Raw genomic sequence first — 17,613 nt, forward strand, 5'->3', positions numbered from 1 at the left:
ACACTTTTTATTTTAGAATGCACTACTGCTTCATAAAAAGTAATTATAACCAGCTGAATTACATAAAAATCATAGTCATTTTACAAGCAATCCCTTTATAAAAAGAGGCTACCAAATAACAAATTTGATAGCCGAATAATAGCTCGCATAGAAACTAGTAATAGCTATAAAATTTGTCGTAATGATATCGCTATCAGATAATGTCTTCACGATGTTTAATTTCTTTTAAAATATCATCGATAATATAAAAAAAAGACGTAATTTTGTCTTTTCAAAACTTTAGAGTTGTTATTTTTTTACAATTACAAACATACAAATCTTTTGTTTGCTTTTTTATTTTTTGAACTTTTCAACTAGCAAGTTGAATTACTTAAGTATAAATAGAAAGATATTATATATGAATCCAGAAACTAATCGTATAGAATACAAACAAGAACTTATAGATGATTTGGAAAAAGAAGTAGTCGCTTTTTTGAATTATCAAGAAGGAGGGATAATTTATATTGGAATTGACAAGGAAGGAAAGGCTGTTGGTGTTGCAGACATTGATGGAGATATGCTTAAAATCAAAGACCGATTAAAAAATAATATTAAGCCATCTTGTATGGGGTTGTTTGATGTATCAGCAGAAACTATAGATTCAAAAAATGTAATTAAGATTACATTGGCAAGTGGTACTGAAAAACCTTACTATATCAAGAAACTTGGGATGTCGGAAAAAGGTACCTTTATTCGTATCGGAACGGCTGCCGAGCCAATGCCCATAAAAATGATAGAATCACTGTTTGCTAAACGCACTCGTAACTCAATTGGTAAAATCAAGTCTCCAAATCAGAATCTTACTTTTGAGCAACTCAAAATATATTATGAAAGCTCAGGAAAGATACTAAATCAGCAGTTTGCACCTAATTTGGAACTTCTTACTGAAGAAGGACAATACAATTATGTAGCATATTTATTAGCTGATACTAATGGAATATCAGTGAAAGTTGCAAAATATGATGGTTTGGATCGTGTTGACTTGATCGAAAACAACGAGTATGGGTATTGTTCATTGATAAAAGCAACCAAGCAGGTATTGGATAAGATAGGAGTTGAAAATAAGACATTGGCAAAAATCACACCCAAAGAACGAAAAGAAACCAGATTATGGAATCCCGTTGCCTTGCGTGAAGCTGTAATTAATGCCATTGTTCATAATGATTATACCTCCGAAGTACCTCCCAAATTTGAGTTCTTTGATGATAGAATTGAGATTACCTCATTTGGTAGTTTGCCACAAGGCATGACAGAGAAAGAGTTTTTTGAAGGCTATTCGGTACCACGCAATAAAGAGCTGATGCGTGTATTTAGAGATTTGGATTTAGTAGAACATTTGGGTTCTGGAGTCCCTCGTATTCTAAGAAGCTATGGAAAAGAATGTTTCAAGTTTACAGAAAACTTTCTTCGAATGATATTTCCCGCTACTGAGCAAGTCACCGAGCAAGTCACCGAGCAAGTCACCGAGCAAGTCACCGAGCAAGTTGAAGATTTGATTAAAATATTATCTAAAGAGATGGATAGACAAGAAATACAAGATATGTTGGGGCTTTCTCACAGGGAACACTTTCGAGCAAAATATTTAAAACCTGCATTGGAACAAGGATTTATTGAAATGACTATTCCTGACAAACCTAATAGTAGGTTACAAAAATATCGACTAACCATCTTGGGAAAACAGTTAAAAGACAAACTATAAACTTAGATCACTAGTGTCTCATTAATAAAATATTTTATTAATGAGACACTAGTGATTATCCACCAGAACTTAAAAAAAATATGTTTATTATACAGACAATTTCTATCTAAAAGCTAATAAAATAGCCTTACTGTATAAGAATAGGTAGCAAGTTGAACTATTTTTTAGTGAATAAAGCAATATCCCAAGGTAAAAACCTTTTGAGGAACATCCGAAAAATGCTATTAGAATCCAGATTTATATAGCTATTATCACTTATTTCTCAATAAATATTATCAAAAACGACTTAAAACTTAAAGGAACTATAATCGAAACTATGCGCATAATAGAAGTTCTTCATTTGTAGACAACTCTATTATGGAGTTTTTCACATCTTGTAAGAGATAAGAAATTATCAAAAATATACAATTAGAATTTAATTTTTTAACATCAACATTTTATTAATAAACACCAATAGCTTTATTACTAAATCACGATATAAACTAACTCAATAATAAGCAAGATAATTAATGAAATATAAATTTTATCATAATCTAAAGGGAGATAATATGCTTAAGTATCTCTCTTTTTTGTCCGTGCAGCAGGAAAATTCCAGTTTCTGTTATAGATTAGAAACTGCCTTAATTGAAGCTTATTTGATGTGGAGACAGGGAAAATATAACTGTTCCCTCATTGATAAAATTCTTGAGCATGGCAATCCTCAGTTTGAAGATCCGCAAGAGAGATTGTTTATTGAAACTGTAAATACTCCGATTGGTTCTTACAAGGTATTCTCTGCGTTCTATTTGACTCATAAGTATCTTCTCAGCCAGTTATTGTTTTTGGCTCATAAGGAAAAGATTGATCGAAATAAGTTAGCAATTATCTATGCAATATTGGAAATATCCAATGAAATAGTTAATAGGTATAATTATAATCGGAATGTATGTGGTAAATATGATGCAGAATCAGTTTATACCTCAAACTACAAGGAATATAGCAAGTATAAATCATATAACTGTTTTAGCAAAGCAGAGGTAAACTCCATCCTTGCAAAATACCAAGTTGAGGGAAAGTATCTGCAATCATTTTTGTTATGCCTAAAAAGGAAAAAGTACGAAAAAGAATTATCTCAATTAGGGCATAGCGATACGTTCGAATTCCATCCGTTCTTAAAACTTGATAATGGGGAATACTTGGTTATGTTCCCAGCTAATCTCTTAAGGTTAGCCTACAGACTATGTTATGCTATTCTTGTAAAGGAACTGGGCGAGAAAACGTTCCTCTCGTTAATCGAAAAAGAGATGATCCAAGAAACTGGATTTCTTTTGCAAAATGGTCATGGATCATTTATAGAACAAAATAATTACCAAGACACACCTTTTCTTTGGTTTTGTTTTGATGAAGACAAGGTTGCCAATGTTGCAATCATATTAGCAGATAAGAATCCTGATTTAGAACAAGCAGTTAAAGATTCAGAGACAGCTATAAAACAAGTGTTCCCTTCCAAAAGCATATTCACGTTTTTAGTTACTCAAGTGATGACAGAGGAAGGTCTGTTTATGACCTTTAGTCACAACATGACTCATTTCTCGTTAGAGGAATTGAAAATTGTAATGAGTCAGGATAGAATAAATCTACTGAATTTATATTATTATAATCAAGATAAATTAGATCTAAACTTTGTTCCTCTTACCCAAGAAATTGATAGATTTGCATACTATTGTTCTAATAATTATACATTCTATCGAGATGAAATACCAGATATCACATTCATGCAAATAGGTTACGCTCTATCAATGCGTGAGAAATATTTGTGTGGACATGATGAGTATATTGTTCAATATGCCCCACGAGGGTGTCATGTTATGGTTAAACACTATGCAGACATTCCAAAGCAGATTCCTATCTACGCACCATATATGATAAAGGGTCTCCTCATGCTTCAGTTACAAAAGTACGAATTGTGGATTCATGTGGAATGCAAAGACGAGTTTCGTATATTTGGTAGAGAAGCAACTATCGCGTTGATGAATTGGGTATATGCTCTTGAGAAAAAATTGGAAATTGACAGTATTAGTAATACTCTTCATGTAGAATTATTGATTTTGCCAGGTCGTGACTACGAGTGGAAAAAGGCAAATGACAATACTATGGTATTTTGTGTACCTGAAGAAATAATGAGTTCGGATGTAACTACTTTGGAGAGAGAGTTAGTAGGCCAATTCCTTAAAGCAATTCAAGATTGTAAATTCTCTTCAAACGAGTCATTATTTGATGCTGGTATGCAATTGTTTGATTCTGCACCAGGTAGATTTATTCAGGTTGGCAAGAGTGAAAATATAACTATTATTGACGAGAAAGATGGTGTTGAGTCATGCTATTTTGTCAATTCTAGATGTTGTGATAAAGTGCTTTCGGAAATTGCTGATTTCCTAAACATGAAAGGGACAGAACAAACTTTTGATTTTGCAGAGTCAAAGAAAATCATGATTCAGGTATCAGATTATATTCTTTCAGAAGTGAAAATGCTATTGGCAGAGATAGATACCAAACAACTTCTTATAAGTCTTCTCAAGCTACATCATGCCATGATCTATTGGTCGAAGCTTACACAACGAAGGTATGAGTCATTAAGCAAAGCCTATTCTTTTTTAGATGCAACATTTGATAATCAGCTTGATTATGTCAATGAATATTCTGAGATGAATACGTTAACACAAGGTATGATTGAAACCATTGTTCTGAATGGCATTCACAATACTGGTGGAAAGCCTGGATTAGAGAAGTTGGATCGCCTGTTTGCCCTTATGCACTTTAGTTTGAACATGGGTATATATATGGATCAATTAGGAGAAAAAATAAAAGGTTCAGAGTTGACAATTCTAAAAAATGGAAGACTGGTAATGCCAAGACCTATAATTAATAAACTAAATGCCTATTTTTATAGGCTAAGAGAGTTGTCAATGAGTAATCCAGATTTGTACACAAAGTTACATAATCTGATACCAACTTCTTCCATCGACATAAATGATGATACGTTTGTAAAGGCTTATAAAGCGCAATTCGGCATCTCATTTGAGAAGTATTGTAAGATACTAACGGCTTCAATTGATTATGCTAACGATAATAATAAACCAGTAATGGTGTTACCGGAGAAAAAGTTTTTTGAGAAAGTATGTGCCGGCATATTTGATGAAGAAGAGGAGAAAGCATTCATGGCAAACTTTGTCCTTACGAAAGATCTCAATAATGGTGATCTTAAGTTTAGCGACAAGTGGGTTCAGAGGTTTAATCGTCCTGTACAGATTACAGCAAGACCTTGGATACTCTTTGATGGCAACATCTATTATTCAACTAAAACACTTTATGAGAGTTGGATGATTCGAGTAGAACGATTGAATAATGGAACTGTGGTTAATACTACCCCAGAGATGGAGAAACTTGTATCAAAGGTGAATTATGAAAAAGGTCGTGAATTCACTATAAACATAAAGGGATTATACGAAAGTCTGTCTCTTGACTATTTATATGTGAATTCCGAGGTTAAGATTATGCCAGGCAAACTCCTCAATTCCACCAAACAACTTGGAGATATTGATATTCTCCTTATAAACAAAAAGACAAAGCAAATTGTTTGTATAGAGGCTAAGAATTTCTCGGAGAGTAGAACAGTATACGAATTGATACAGCAGAACCGAAAAATTGTGACTAAAGAGCTTTCCCATGTGATTGAAAGAGATGTGTGGTGTAAAGGCAATGTCGATAAGTTTAAGTTATATGTACCTGAAGTAGATGCTCAATATTTTGTTAAGACGATATTCCTGACATATCATGAAAATGCTTACAAATATTTTGAGCATGATCAAGTAAATGATATTACATTCCTCTCTGCTATAGATATCGTGGCAGATCCTATGATTGTATTTACATAAAAAATACTATAGCAAAGTAATTTGCATGAATGAGAAAACTCAGTAGTTTGTACAACCATAAATAGAGGAATACATAACAAGCAATAAATATTATTCAGTAGAATGAGAACGTCGATACTTCCCAATTTTTATTGATTGGCAATATTAAGAGCATTTACACCCTTATTTGTACCATAAATTTATAAATTATTGATTTTCAGTATCTGTTATTTTTGAAGAAGTAAAATAGCGGAGAGCCTCCGCAAGCAAATAATAACAGCCCCATCTAATAAATAATTAGGTGGGGCTCTTTATATAGCTTTTGCAGAAAGAATACTATACAATAGTTCTTCGTGTAATATTTTTGTAATTCTACAATAATCCTATCCCCTACTCTGTTTTCTCTTTATCATCAATTGATAATTATCTGTTACACCAGCGGAACTAGTTGTTATCAACTGATAATTACTTATTATCGCTAAGAGTTCATTATCAACGAATATCCATTAAAAAACAAAATTATTTTTTTGTCATTAAAAATTAATTACTACCTTTGTCCTGCAAATTAATCATTTCTTTTTCAATTTTAAAATTTTTCAGATATGAAAACATTAAGAACAAATTAATGTCGTACTTTTGCACCCTATGAATATATATGATATAGAAAACGTTAAGCTACTACTTAAAAAACAGCTGAAAATAAGTATCATTCCTCACAAAAGCCCTGATGGAGATGCCATAGGGAGTTGCTTGGGACTATACTTGTATTTAAAACAATTGCACCAAGATGTAACGGTGGTGTCGCCTAATGATTTTCCTGATTATTTAAAATGGTTACCCTCAGCCGATGAGATTCTCATCTATGACAATGCTCCTGAAAAAGCAAAAAAACAAATAGAAAACTCTACGCTCATCTTTACGCTTGATTTTAATTCGCTTAAACGCGCTGATGGGCTCACACCTTTATTAGAAAGCTCGGTAGCTACATTTGTGATGATTGACCATCATCAAGCGCCTGAGGCTTATGCCAAAGTAACTTTCTCTAACCCCAATGCCAGCTCTACCTGCGCAATGGTATATTCGTTTATTGATGCAATGGGCGATAAAAACCAAATAGATAGAGAAATAGCTACTTGTTTGTACACAGGAATAATGACCGATACGGGAAATTTTAAATACCCCACCACTACTAGCAATACGCTAAAAATAGCAGCTTTTCTTATCGAAAAAGGAGCTAAAAACAGTCAGATTAACAGTAATGTGTTTGATAATAATTCATTTAACAAATTGCAATTACTGAGTGTAATTCTGAAAAATATGATGTATTTAAAAGAGTACGACACGGCTTACACAACGCTTAGTTCCGAAGAACTACAACAATATGACTGCCAAAAAGGAGATACTGACGGTTTCGTAAATTATGGGCTTACCATTAAGAACACTAAGCTGGCAGTAATCTTCATTCAAGAAGGCGATTTTATAAAAATGTCGTTGCGTTCCAAAGGTGATAACGATGTAAACCTGTTTGCACGCAAATATTTCAACGGCGGAGGGCACATCAATGCTGCAGGGGGTAGATTTGACGGTACAATGGAAGAAGCCGTAACTTATTTTAAACAAGTTTTGCCAGATTTTATTCACAAGAATATTTAAAATACAATGAATATACTCAAAAAAATAGCAATAATAATAGTTGCTGGCATAGTTTTCATAAGCTGTGCCGACCGACAAGCACGCCACCCTGTAACCAAGAAAACAAGTGCCTTTTTAAAGGAATCGGCTAAGAAAAACAAAGCGCTATTAGCTTCAGAAGAAGCTCTTATTGATTCTATTATCAAAAAAGATACGCTCCACACCTTTATAGATTCACAACACGGTTTTAAATTCTATTACCTAAACCAAAATCCTAATGCTGACTACACAGCACAGTTTGGCGATATCGTAACCTATGATTACAGTCTTTCGGATTTGCAAGGTAACGAACTCTACCAAGAGAAACCCGATGGTGATTATAAGTATAATGTAGATAAAGAAGAAGTATTCCAAGGGTTACGTTCAGCACTAAAATTGCTAAAAGAGAAAGAAAGTGGTGTTTTCTTTTTCCCCTCGAGCGTAGCGTATGGTTATCGTGGTGATAAAGATAAAATAACTTTCAACCAGCCTATTATTGCCAAGATAGAGGTTTTTAAAATTGAAAAAAACAAAGAGAAAATAGAACCACGACCTGAATAAGTAGAAATTTTAATTAATTATATATATGAGACGACTCAATTTTATCGCATTGCTTTCTGCAATGTTTGTATTTTTCAGTTGCAATTCGCAAAAGAAAGCCTATAAAGATTTAGGCGATGGCTTATTTGCGGATATCGAAACTACTCAAGGAAATATTATTGTAAAACTAAACTACAAAGAAACTCCTGTAACAGTAGCCAACTTTGTTACTTTGGCAGAAGGTAAAAACACTTTCGTAAAAGCTGAATACAAAGGTAAACCGTTTTACAACGGAACAATTTTCCACCGAGTAATCAAGGATTTTATGATACAAGGAGGTGACCCTACCGGCACCGGAATGGGAGAACCCGGTTACCGATTTGAAGATGAGATAGTGCCTACTTTAAAACACGATAAAAAAGGAATCTTGTCAATGGCAAACGCAGGACCAGCTACCAATGGCAGTCAGTTTTTTATTACTCAAGTGCCTACTCCTCATTTAGATGGTCGCCACACAGTATTTGGCGAAACGGTGAAAGGTTTAGAAGTAATAGATGCTATTGCTAATACTAAAACAGTAATGAATGACAAGCCTGAAAAGGATATCAAAATCAATAAGATTACTATTATCGCTAATGGTAAAGATGCTAAAAATTTCAATGCTGTAAAAGTTTTTGAAGATTACTTCAAAGAAATTAACAAGAGAGAACGAGAAAGAGAGGCTAAGACGAAAGCCGCTGCAGCTAAGTTCTTAGAAGAAGTAAAAGTACAGGAACCACAAGCTAAAGCACTTCCTTCAGGAGTAAAAATCTTTAAGTTAGTTGATGGCAAAGGCAAACAACCTAATCACACACATCAAGTAATGGTAAACTACGCAGGTTATTTGAGAAACGGAACCCTTTTCGATTCTAACGTAAAAGAAATTGAAGAGGCTTATGGTAAGTACAACTCATTACGTGAACAACAAGGAGGATACCAAGCCTTCCCTATGCCTTACAACACTTCTGCACAACTTATACCAGGCTTCAGAGATGCTTTACTTACAATGAAAGTAGGTGATAAAATACGCATATTTATTCCTGCTGCTTTAGGATATGGCGAAAGAGGTGCTGGCGATGTGATTCCACCTAATAGCGACCTTATTTTCGATATTGAAATTACAGATATAGCTAAATAAGTATAGAAAATAAGAATATACAAACTTTGTCAAAGTCTCTAACAGCCTGTCGTGCTACGACCTTTGACAAAGTTTTTTTACTAACAACTAAAATAACTAAAAATGGTATACAAATTCAGAGTGATACTCGACGTTAAAGAAGACGTTTTTAGAGATATTATCATTCAGGGAGAAGCTACTTTAGAAGATTTACACAATGTAATCAACCAATCATTTGGCTTTGCTGGTGACGAAATGGCTTCTTTCTATCTTACCGACGAGGATTGGAATCAGGGAGAGGAAATCACCCTTTTTGATGTATCAGAAAGTGGAGAAATGCGCTTGATGGAAGAGACAACTATCGAATCGGTAGTAAGTGAAGAAGAGCCTAAACTGTTGTACGTATACGACTTTATGTCGATGTGGACATTCTTCGTAGAATTAGTAGAGATTGATGAAGAAGAAACAGGCGTCTCTTATCCTGCTTTGATATACGCTCACGGTTCTATTCCTGCTGAAGCTCCCGAGAAATCATTCGTAGCTGATGATTTTGATGAGTTTGAAGATGAATTTAACGATTTTGACCTCGACGAAGACGATTATGGAAGTTTCAGTGAAGAAGAATACTACTAATTACGTAATAGTAACAGATAACAAGTAACTATGCTAAATTTATATACAACAAACATTGAAACACTTTCTATTCACAGGGTAGGTAATCTAAGCAAAGGAGAACCTTTATTCCTTTCAGAAAAACCTTATGCACTAAACGATGAGATTATAGGGCTACTGAAAGAATACTTCTTCAAACCTTTCCGTGAAAAAGAAGAAAACTACTTTCACTTAGTACACGATACCGATGTTGAGTTCAATGAACTTTACCAGCTGGTAACTCCTATTTTTGAGGACGAGAGCTCTATTCACGAGCAATCTAAGAAGATTGCGCAACACTTGTACAATCAGTCTAATCACCCACATATCAAAAGTGGAGAGGTGTATGTAGCGCTTCTTCACGATAGTTATTTAGATAATGAAAAGGTAAAAGCAGTAGGTATCTTCAAATCGGAGATGAGGAACAGCTTTTTGCAGTTTGAGGAACAGGCTAACCAGTTGGAGATGATTATCCAAGAGGGAGTGAACATTCACCGATTGGATAAAGGTTGTATTATCTTTAATGTGAATAAAGAGGACGGATACAAAATACTTTCCATCGACAGCAATCGTTATGACACTAAGTATTGGTTGGAGAACTTTCTAAATGTCGATGCGTTAATAGACGATAATTTCTATACTAAAAAGTACTTAAAATTCAGCCAAGACTTTGCCAAAGATGTAATCTTGCCTGCTGAAGATAAAAAAGAAGAGGTTTTGTTTATGAACCGTGCGATTAATTACTTCGCTAAGAATGATGATTTTGAAGAAACCTCGTTTATGAATGAAGTGTTTGAAAATCCTGAATTGATACCAGAGTTTAAGCACTACAAAGTAGAGAAAGGACCTAAGTACCAAATAGAAGATGTATCAACCTTCCCGATTGTTAATAAGGCTGTATCGGATGTGCGCAAAAAAATTAAAAATGTGATTGATTTAGACACTAATATTCAGATACGTATGGACTTTATCAATCCAGAATCAGTTGATAAGTTTATTGAGAAAGGTTGGGACGAAGAAAAACAAATGTATTACTATTTGGTGTACTTCAATAAAGAACAAAAAAGCTAATTTTTAAATGGTAATAGCATAAAAAAGAGTCTGTATATCAGACTCTTTTTTTATGCTTCTATCTATCTTATATTCCTTATACGAAAGGTGTATAAACTTAAATTCGGTAAAGAAATTGTATTCTTCTTTAGGTCTTAACACTACATTATCGAACTGTGGATGTTTAGTAGCATCGGCATAACCTTGTGCTTCAAAACAAATCCCTCTGCTTTGCCCTATAGTTTTGCGATGAGGTGGTTGCAACTCAGGTAAATAATATCCTGCATAGATATGCAAGACAGGGTGATTGGTACGCACTTCCATTGCCAATGAACCTTCTCCGTTAGTAAGTGTAGCCATTACTTCCTCAGGGGTAATCTCACGTACAAAAGAGTTATCAGTATGAGCATATACCTTTTGCCCTTTTCGGTAATCCAAACGTGTGCCAGCCACAGGAGGACGTTCACCTGTAGGAGTAAAGAACCCTTCTTCTAACGGTACGTACTTATCGGCTTTTATTTGTAAGGTATTGTTAAGCACATCAGTATTGCTTTCATTGAGGTTAAAATACGTATGCTGAGTGAGATTTAAAATAGTAGGTGCATCGGTGGTGCCGTGATAATCAATGCGCAAACGGTTATCGGAAGTAAGCGTATAGGTTACACGCACCGTTACCTCTCCTGGGTAACCCTCTTCGCCGTCTTTAGAAACATATTGTAAGGTTACTGAAGAATTATCATCTCCCCTATTTACTGCCACTACGTCCCAAAAGACACTATCAAAGCCTACTGAGCCTCCGTGTATTTGATTTTTTCCCAAATTGCAGTTCAATTGTATTTCCTTGCCATCGATAATAACTTTTCCATACTTTATACGACCTGCGTTACGCCCTATAATCGCACCAAGATACGGATACTCTTTGCGGTAAGCCTCACTTACGTACTCTTCAAACGTGTCGAAGCCCAATACACACTCTACTTTTTTCCCCTTTACAGGCACTTTAATAGAGCTAATCACACTACCAAAATTAAGTACGGTTACTTCCATACCTCCCTTATTAGAAAGTACGATAGTTTGTAATTTTTCTTTATGATATTCTTTTTTCATCAATAATTATTTTTTTAGATAAAGATATTGAAATAATGTGAATCAAGAGTTGGATTGAGTTGTATGTAAATAGAGTATATCCATTAAAATATATTCACTTCAAACTCCAAGGCAATACCAAACTTTTCTTGTACTTGAGCTTTTACATAATTAGCCACCGCTAAAACTTCTTCACCTGTAGCTTCACCATAATTCACCAATACCAATGCTTGATGCTTGTGCACTCCTGCATCTCCTTTCCGATAGCCTTTGAGCCCTGAGCGATCTATAAGCCAGCCTGCTGGCACTTTCACTTCGGTTTCATTCACTGGATAACAAGGAATTTCAGGATATTGCTGTTGTAGCTTTTCGTAATCAGTTTTTAGAACAATTGGGTTTTTAAAGAAACTGCCACAATTACCCAAAACATTAGGGTTAGGCAATTTACTTTCGCGAATGGTAATAATCGCATCGGACAACTCTTTGGGGGTAGGTTGGGTAATTCCTCGCTCTGAAAGGACTTGCTGAATAGCTCCGTATTGCGTGTGCAATTGGTGGTTCTTTTTAGTAAGTTTAAAAGTAACCGAAGTAATGATGTAATTGCCCTTCTCTTTCCCCTTAAAAATAGATTCTCGATAAGCAAAAGCACATTCTGCATTTGTAAATATGCGTTTTTGCAGTGTATGAACCCCAATCGTCTCACAACTCTCCATTACATCTTTTATTTCCACTCCATAAGCCCCTATGTTCTGTACAGGAGTAGTACCTACATTGCCGTAGATCAGCGAAAGATTTTCAAGTCCACCATAGCCCTGTTGTAAAGTATAACGCACAAATTGGTGCCAATTCTCTCCTGCTTGTGCTTTAAGCCATATGTATTCATCAGTTTCTTTTACAGTGCTAATGCCTTTAAGCAAAATGTGAAACACAGGTTGCGTAATATTTTTAGTGAGAAGCATATTGCTTCCACCCCCTAAAACAAATGGATTGTGATACTCTTGTAACGCACTGATGAGTTCCTTTTCACTATGGATAGGAATATATTTTTCAGCTTGAACTTTAAGGTTAAAAGTGTTAGGTATTTGCATAACTTACGGTCTACTTACAAGTGCAAAGGTATGTAAAAAAAATGAATTAGCAAATGTGAAAAATTAGTAAATTAGCAAAGGGAGATTGATGGCTTAGTGGTAGGGTCACGAAGAAACGGAAGATAACGGAGAGGTTCGGAAGATGATTGAAGGGGATTTTGGTGAAAAAAGGTTATTAGGAGGGTATGCTTAGCTTATAGGAAGCTTATAGGAAGCTTATACGAATCTTGGACGATTGGTATACAATAGCTATGTAAATAATTAAAAATGAGGAGTTAAGAGTTAATGGAAAACCGTAGTTTTGAGGGAAATAAAGCGACGTAAAACGAAAGGAAAGACCGTTGTTTGCTCTTAGTCTGTAAGTCTTATAAAGTTATTAGCAACCCCTTTTATTGCACTAAAAATAAATTTGTTACCTAATAAATTTTGGGTTTTCAACTTTTTTTTCTACCTTTGTGCCTTGAAAATGCCAACTACCTATCGAATAAGTAAAACACTACTAACAGCTTAAAACTAATAACAAATGGCTAAAATAGATTCTTTTAAAGAAACAATGCTCGCTGGATACTCCTTTAAAGGTGATTACATTACCTTAGGAGGGGCTATCTACGAAGGGCAACCTATTGAAAACGTATTGGTAAATTTACCTTTAAAAACACTTAACCGCCACGGGCTTATCGCAGGAGCTACGGGTACAGGTAAAACTAAAACTCTGCAAGTTATCGCCGAAAACCTTTCTAAAAAAGGTGTTCCTGTATTGCTAATGGACTTGAAAGGTGACCTCAGTGGTATTGCTGAATCTGGTGAAGTAAAACCTTTTATCTTAGAGCGTTTAGGTAAGATAGGCTTAGACTTTCAACCACAGGCATTCCCCACCGAACTACTGACCATTTCGGAGCAAAAGGGTGTGCGTATGCGTGCTACTGTATCAGAATTTGGCTCTGTGTTACTTTCACGCATCTTAGACCTAAGCGATGTACAAGAAGGCGTTTTGGCAGTGGTTTTCAAATACTGCGATGACCACGCACTACCCTTGTTAGACCTGAAAGATTTAAAGAAAATACTTCAATATGCCACTGATGAAGGAAAGACCGACTTCGAGAAAGAGTACGGAGCGGTTTCTAAGTCCTCAACAAGTGCTATCTTGCGTAAAATTGTGGAATTAGAGCATCAAGGTGCTGAACTTTTCTTCGGCGAGCGCAGTTTTGAACCAGCTGACTTAATGAGAACCAATGCACAGGGCGAAGGTTATGTAAACATCATTCGCCTTACAGACATTCAAGACCGTCCTAAGATGTTCTCGACCTTTATGTTGAGTCTTTTGGCTGAAATTTACACTACTTTCCCCGAAGAAGGCGATATGTCGAAACCTAAGTTGGTTATCTTTATCGACGAAGCGCACCTTATTTTCAATGAGGCTTCCAAAACGCTTCTCAACCAATTAGAGAACATTGTAAAGCTCATACGTTCAAAAGGTGTGGGACTTATTTTCTGTACTCAAAACCCTACCGATATCCCCGATGCGATACTTTCTCAGCTGGGTATGAAGGTACAACACGCTCTGCGTGCTTTCACCGCTAAAGACCGTAAAGCCATTAAGCTAATTGCAGAGAATTATCCTTCATCAGAATTTTACGACACTACCGATACGCTTACTTCCTTAGGAACAGGAGAAGCACTGGTAACAGTACTGAACGAAAAAGGAATACCTACTCCATTGGTAGACACAATGATGCGCGCACCGATGAGTAGAATGGATATCCTTAGTGATAGTGAAATTGAAGCGTTGGTAGGGCGTTCGGAGTTAGTGCGCAAATACAACGAAGTTATCGACCGTGAAAGTGCTTATGAAATCTTGAATAAGAAAATAGAGGACGTGCGGAAAGAGGAAGAGAAGCAAAAAGAAGCTAAGGAAGCTGAAAAAGCTTCTGCTCCTAAGCCCACTACACAAAAAACCACTACTAAGCGTTCGGGTACTAATCCTTTGATAAAAATGGTTACAAGTGCTTCGTTCGTAAGAGGAGTTTTAGGAATATTAAATAAAATCATCAAGAAATAATGAAAAAATACTTTATCATCATTACTGTTCTTTTAACTATTGTGGCGTGTAACAATAAAAAGAATGAGTTCCTCATCACTAATAACAGTGTAGGAGTCCTCCAAAAAGACACTCCCATACAAAAGTTAGATTCTATCTTTGCTAAGGACTCCATAGTAAACTCGACTATGGAAGGAGAGCTGCGTTATGCAAGTGCTGAACGCATTACTATTTTAGACAAAGAAGGTAAAGAGCTTCTTGAAATTACTCCCACTACCAATGATAAGGGGGACAAAATAGTGGAAAGTGTATTAATATTGTGCGATAAATACGCTACCGAAAAAGGGATTTCGTTACAGAGTACTTTTAAAGACGTAAAGAAAAAATATCCCGATTTAGAAATTGAGCCCTCTATCAGTAGCGTAATGGTTACTCCAAAAGGAAAGAATTACTACTTTACTTTTGATAAATCGGCTCTTAAAACAGCTTTTGACCTTACCGATAATATCTCAGAAGGAGATATTGAGGAAAGTGCCAAAATCGCTCGTATTACAGTTAATTTTTAAGTTGAACGAAGATTAATAACTATTTATAATTTTAACACGAGTAATGCACTCGTGTTCATTTTGTATAAAATCAATTGATAAAGATGAACAATATTAAACTAAACAGCATTGAAGAAGCTGTTGAAGACATAAAAAAAGGAAAGGTCGTTATAGTAGTAGATGATGAAAACCGCGAAAATGAAGGCGATTTTATTGCTGCTGCTGAAAAGGTAACTCCTGAGATGATTAATTTTATGATTACCAACGGTCGCGGGTTAGTCTGTGCTCCTCTTACTGAAAAACGCTGTGCTGAGCTTGACCTTCCGATGATGGTGCAAAACAACACCGTACTACACGAAACTCAGTTTACTGTTTCAGTAGATTTGAAAGGTCAGGGTTGTACTACCGGTATTTCAGCTTTCGACCGGGCAAAAACTATTCAAGCATTGGTAGACCCAAAGACCACTCCTTTCGACTTGGGGCGTCCTGGACATATATTCCCTTTACGCGCTAAAGAAGGCGGAGTGCTTCGCCGTACAGGACACACAGAAGCAACTATTGACCTCACTCGTATTGCGGGACTAAAACCTGCCGGTATTTTAGTAGAAATCTTAAATGAAGATGGTACGATGGCACGATTACCTCAGTTGGTGGAAGTAGCTAAGAAATTCGACCTTAAAATCATTTCTATTGAAGACCTTATTGCTTATCGTATGCGCAAAGATACACTTGTAATAAAGAAAGAAGATTTCTTGTTGCAAACCCCTTATGGAGAATTCCGCTTGCGCGCTTATGAACAAACTACTAACAAGCAAATACACTTAGCCTTTACACAAGGCACTTGGAAAGCAGATGAACCTGTGCTTACGCGCGTTCATTCATCGTTTATCAGCAATGATATTCTGGAAGTTATAGCAGGAGATAAGGACAACCCTCTTGAACGCATTTTCAGAAAAATTAATGAGGAAGGCAAAGGAGCTGTGATAGTAATTAATAAAGAAGGTTATTCGAAAACGTTGTTACAGCACATTACCGAAATCAAAGAACACCAAACAGGGCACCCTCTTCCTCAAGTAGGTAAAGATACCAAAGATATTGGGATGGGAGCTCAAATACTCAACGATTTAGGTATTAGAAAACTTCGATTACTTACCAACTCTAAAAATGCGTCTAATTACGTAGGAATGTCAGGCTACGGTCTTGAAATTACGGAAGAGATACCGTATTAATTAGAATGGGAAAATAGGAAATAATTATATGACACATATCATTATGAGAAAAATGACACTCTTTTTAGCCCTAATTGCCAGCTCATTTTCTTTTTCACAAGAGTTGAATGCCGTGGTAACGGTCAATACACAACAGGTAAATTTAAGTAATCGCTCAGTCTTTAAGACCTTAGAAAAATCTTTACAAGAATTTATCAATCAAACCCGTTGGACAGATTTAAAAGTACGCGAAAACGAACGTATCCGTTGTAGTTTTACTCTGGTGATTAATAAGTTTGAAAATTCGCACTATGAAGCAAGTCTTTTGGTGCAATCCTCACGTCCTGTATACAATTCAGCTTATCAATCTCCTGTATTTAATTTGCAAGATAAAGAAATAGCTTTTGACTATCAAGAGTTTGCTCCTCTTACCTTCAATGAAAATGCCTTTGAGTCGAACCTCACGTCGGTAATAGCTTACTATGCCTATTTGCTATTAGGGTTCGATGCTGATACGTTTGCTGAAAATGCAGGGAGACCTTATTTCTTAAAGGCACAACAAATTGCTAATATAGCACAAAACAGTAGTTATACAGGTTGGGCTGATAATGGTAAAAACAACCGATTCTTGTTAATAAATGAGCTCATTTCAGAAAATTACACTGATTATCACAAAGCTTTATACCAATACCATCGTTTGGGCTTAGATATAATGAGCACCGATGAGAAAGGCGGAAAAGAAGCTATCCAGAATGCTATTATTTTACTTGAAAAAATACCGAGCCTACGGTTGAGCTCCTATGCAATGATATTGTTTTTTAATGCAAAAACTGATGAAATTGCCTCTATTTACTCAGGTGGAATGATTTTTAATACCAAAATGCTAAAAGAAGCCTTAATGAAATTAGCTCCCACCCAAGTAACTAAGTGGAATGAAATAAAATAAGGA

General features: G+C 35.6%; 13 protein-coding genes. 11 read left to right on the plus strand and 2 right to left on the minus strand.

All coding sequences use genetic code 11. The features are described 5' to 3' along the window. Window positions 1-397 precede the first annotated feature (397 nt). From C3V44_RS02985 to C3V44_RS03015, 7 genes are all read left to right on the plus strand, one after another. On the plus strand, window positions 398-1,738 hold the full coding sequence (locus C3V44_RS02985) for a Fic family protein (protein WP_106095471.1): 1,341 nt from the start codon (window positions 398-400) through the stop codon (window positions 1,736-1,738). Between the two features lie 509 nt (window positions 1,739-2,247). Next, complete coding sequence (locus C3V44_RS02990; RefSeq protein WP_106095472.1) at window positions 2,248-5,652, plus strand: hypothetical protein; 3,405 nt, start codon at window positions 2,248-2,250, stop codon at window positions 5,650-5,652. A 624-nt stretch (window positions 5,653-6,276) separates the two neighbouring features. Beyond that, entirely contained in the window at window positions 6,277-7,284 is a 1,008-nt protein-coding gene (locus C3V44_RS02995) for a bifunctional oligoribonuclease/PAP phosphatase NrnA (protein WP_106095473.1), read from the plus strand. Window positions 7,285-7,290: 6 nt separating this feature from the next. After that, a complete protein-coding gene (gene gldI / locus C3V44_RS03000) occupies window positions 7,291-7,863 on the plus strand; it encodes a gliding motility-associated peptidyl-prolyl isomerase GldI (RefSeq protein ID WP_106095474.1) in 573 nt (190 codons plus the stop codon). 25 nt (window positions 7,864-7,888) lie between these two features. Then, window positions 7,889-9,019 (plus strand): peptidylprolyl isomerase, encoded by a 1,131-nt coding sequence (locus tag C3V44_RS03005; RefSeq protein WP_106095475.1) that lies wholly within the window; start codon window positions 7,889-7,891, stop codon window positions 9,017-9,019. 102 nt (window positions 9,020-9,121) lie between these two features. Then, a complete protein-coding gene (locus C3V44_RS03010) occupies window positions 9,122-9,631 on the plus strand; it encodes a hypothetical protein (RefSeq protein ID WP_002671788.1) in 510 nt (169 codons plus the stop codon). Window positions 9,632-9,661: 30 nt separating this feature from the next. Then, window positions 9,662-10,720 (plus strand): nucleoid-associated protein, encoded by a 1,059-nt coding sequence (locus C3V44_RS03015; RefSeq protein WP_015782883.1) that lies wholly within the window; start codon window positions 9,662-9,664, stop codon window positions 10,718-10,720. 3 nt (window positions 10,721-10,723) lie between these two features. On the opposite strand, the gene C3V44_RS03020 is transcribed toward C3V44_RS03015, so the two are convergent. Both C3V44_RS03020 and murB read right to left on the minus strand, forming a co-directional pair. Next, window positions 10,724-11,806, minus strand: a complete 1,083-nt coding sequence (locus tag C3V44_RS03020) for an aldose epimerase family protein (RefSeq protein WP_254425458.1) — start codon at window positions 11,804-11,806, stop codon at window positions 10,724-10,726. An 83-nt stretch (window positions 11,807-11,889) separates the two neighbouring features. Further along, complete coding sequence (gene murB, locus C3V44_RS03025; protein WP_106095476.1) at window positions 11,890-12,873, minus strand: UDP-N-acetylmuramate dehydrogenase; 984 nt, start codon at window positions 12,871-12,873, stop codon at window positions 11,890-11,892. 523 nt (window positions 12,874-13,396) lie between these two features. On the opposite strand from murB, the gene C3V44_RS03030 reads away from it, so the two are divergent. From C3V44_RS03030 to C3V44_RS03045, 4 genes are all read left to right on the plus strand, one after another. Further along, complete coding sequence (locus tag C3V44_RS03030; RefSeq protein WP_009411808.1) at window positions 13,397-14,932, plus strand: helicase HerA-like domain-containing protein; 1,536 nt, start codon at window positions 13,397-13,399, stop codon at window positions 14,930-14,932. Continuing rightward, on the plus strand, window positions 14,932-15,477 hold the full coding sequence (locus tag C3V44_RS03035; RefSeq protein WP_009411807.1) for a hypothetical protein: 546 nt from the start codon (window positions 14,932-14,934) through the stop codon (window positions 15,475-15,477). The genes C3V44_RS03030 and C3V44_RS03035 overlap by 1 nt, the downstream gene beginning before the upstream one ends. Before the next feature lie 83 nt (window positions 15,478-15,560). Then, on the plus strand, window positions 15,561-16,685 hold the full coding sequence (gene ribB, locus C3V44_RS03040; RefSeq protein WP_053580568.1) for a 3,4-dihydroxy-2-butanone-4-phosphate synthase: 1,125 nt from the start codon (window positions 15,561-15,563) through the stop codon (window positions 16,683-16,685). A gap of 28 nt (window positions 16,686-16,713) precedes the next feature. Beyond that, entirely contained in the window at window positions 16,714-17,610 is an 897-nt protein-coding gene (locus C3V44_RS03045) for a DUF4835 family protein (protein WP_106095477.1), read from the plus strand. Window positions 17,611-17,613: the final 3 nt, after the last annotated feature.

The sequence above is a fragment of the Capnocytophaga sp. oral taxon 864 genome, from assembly GCF_002998835.1.
Lineage (GTDB): Bacteria > Bacteroidota > Bacteroidia > Flavobacteriales > Flavobacteriaceae > Capnocytophaga > Capnocytophaga ochracea.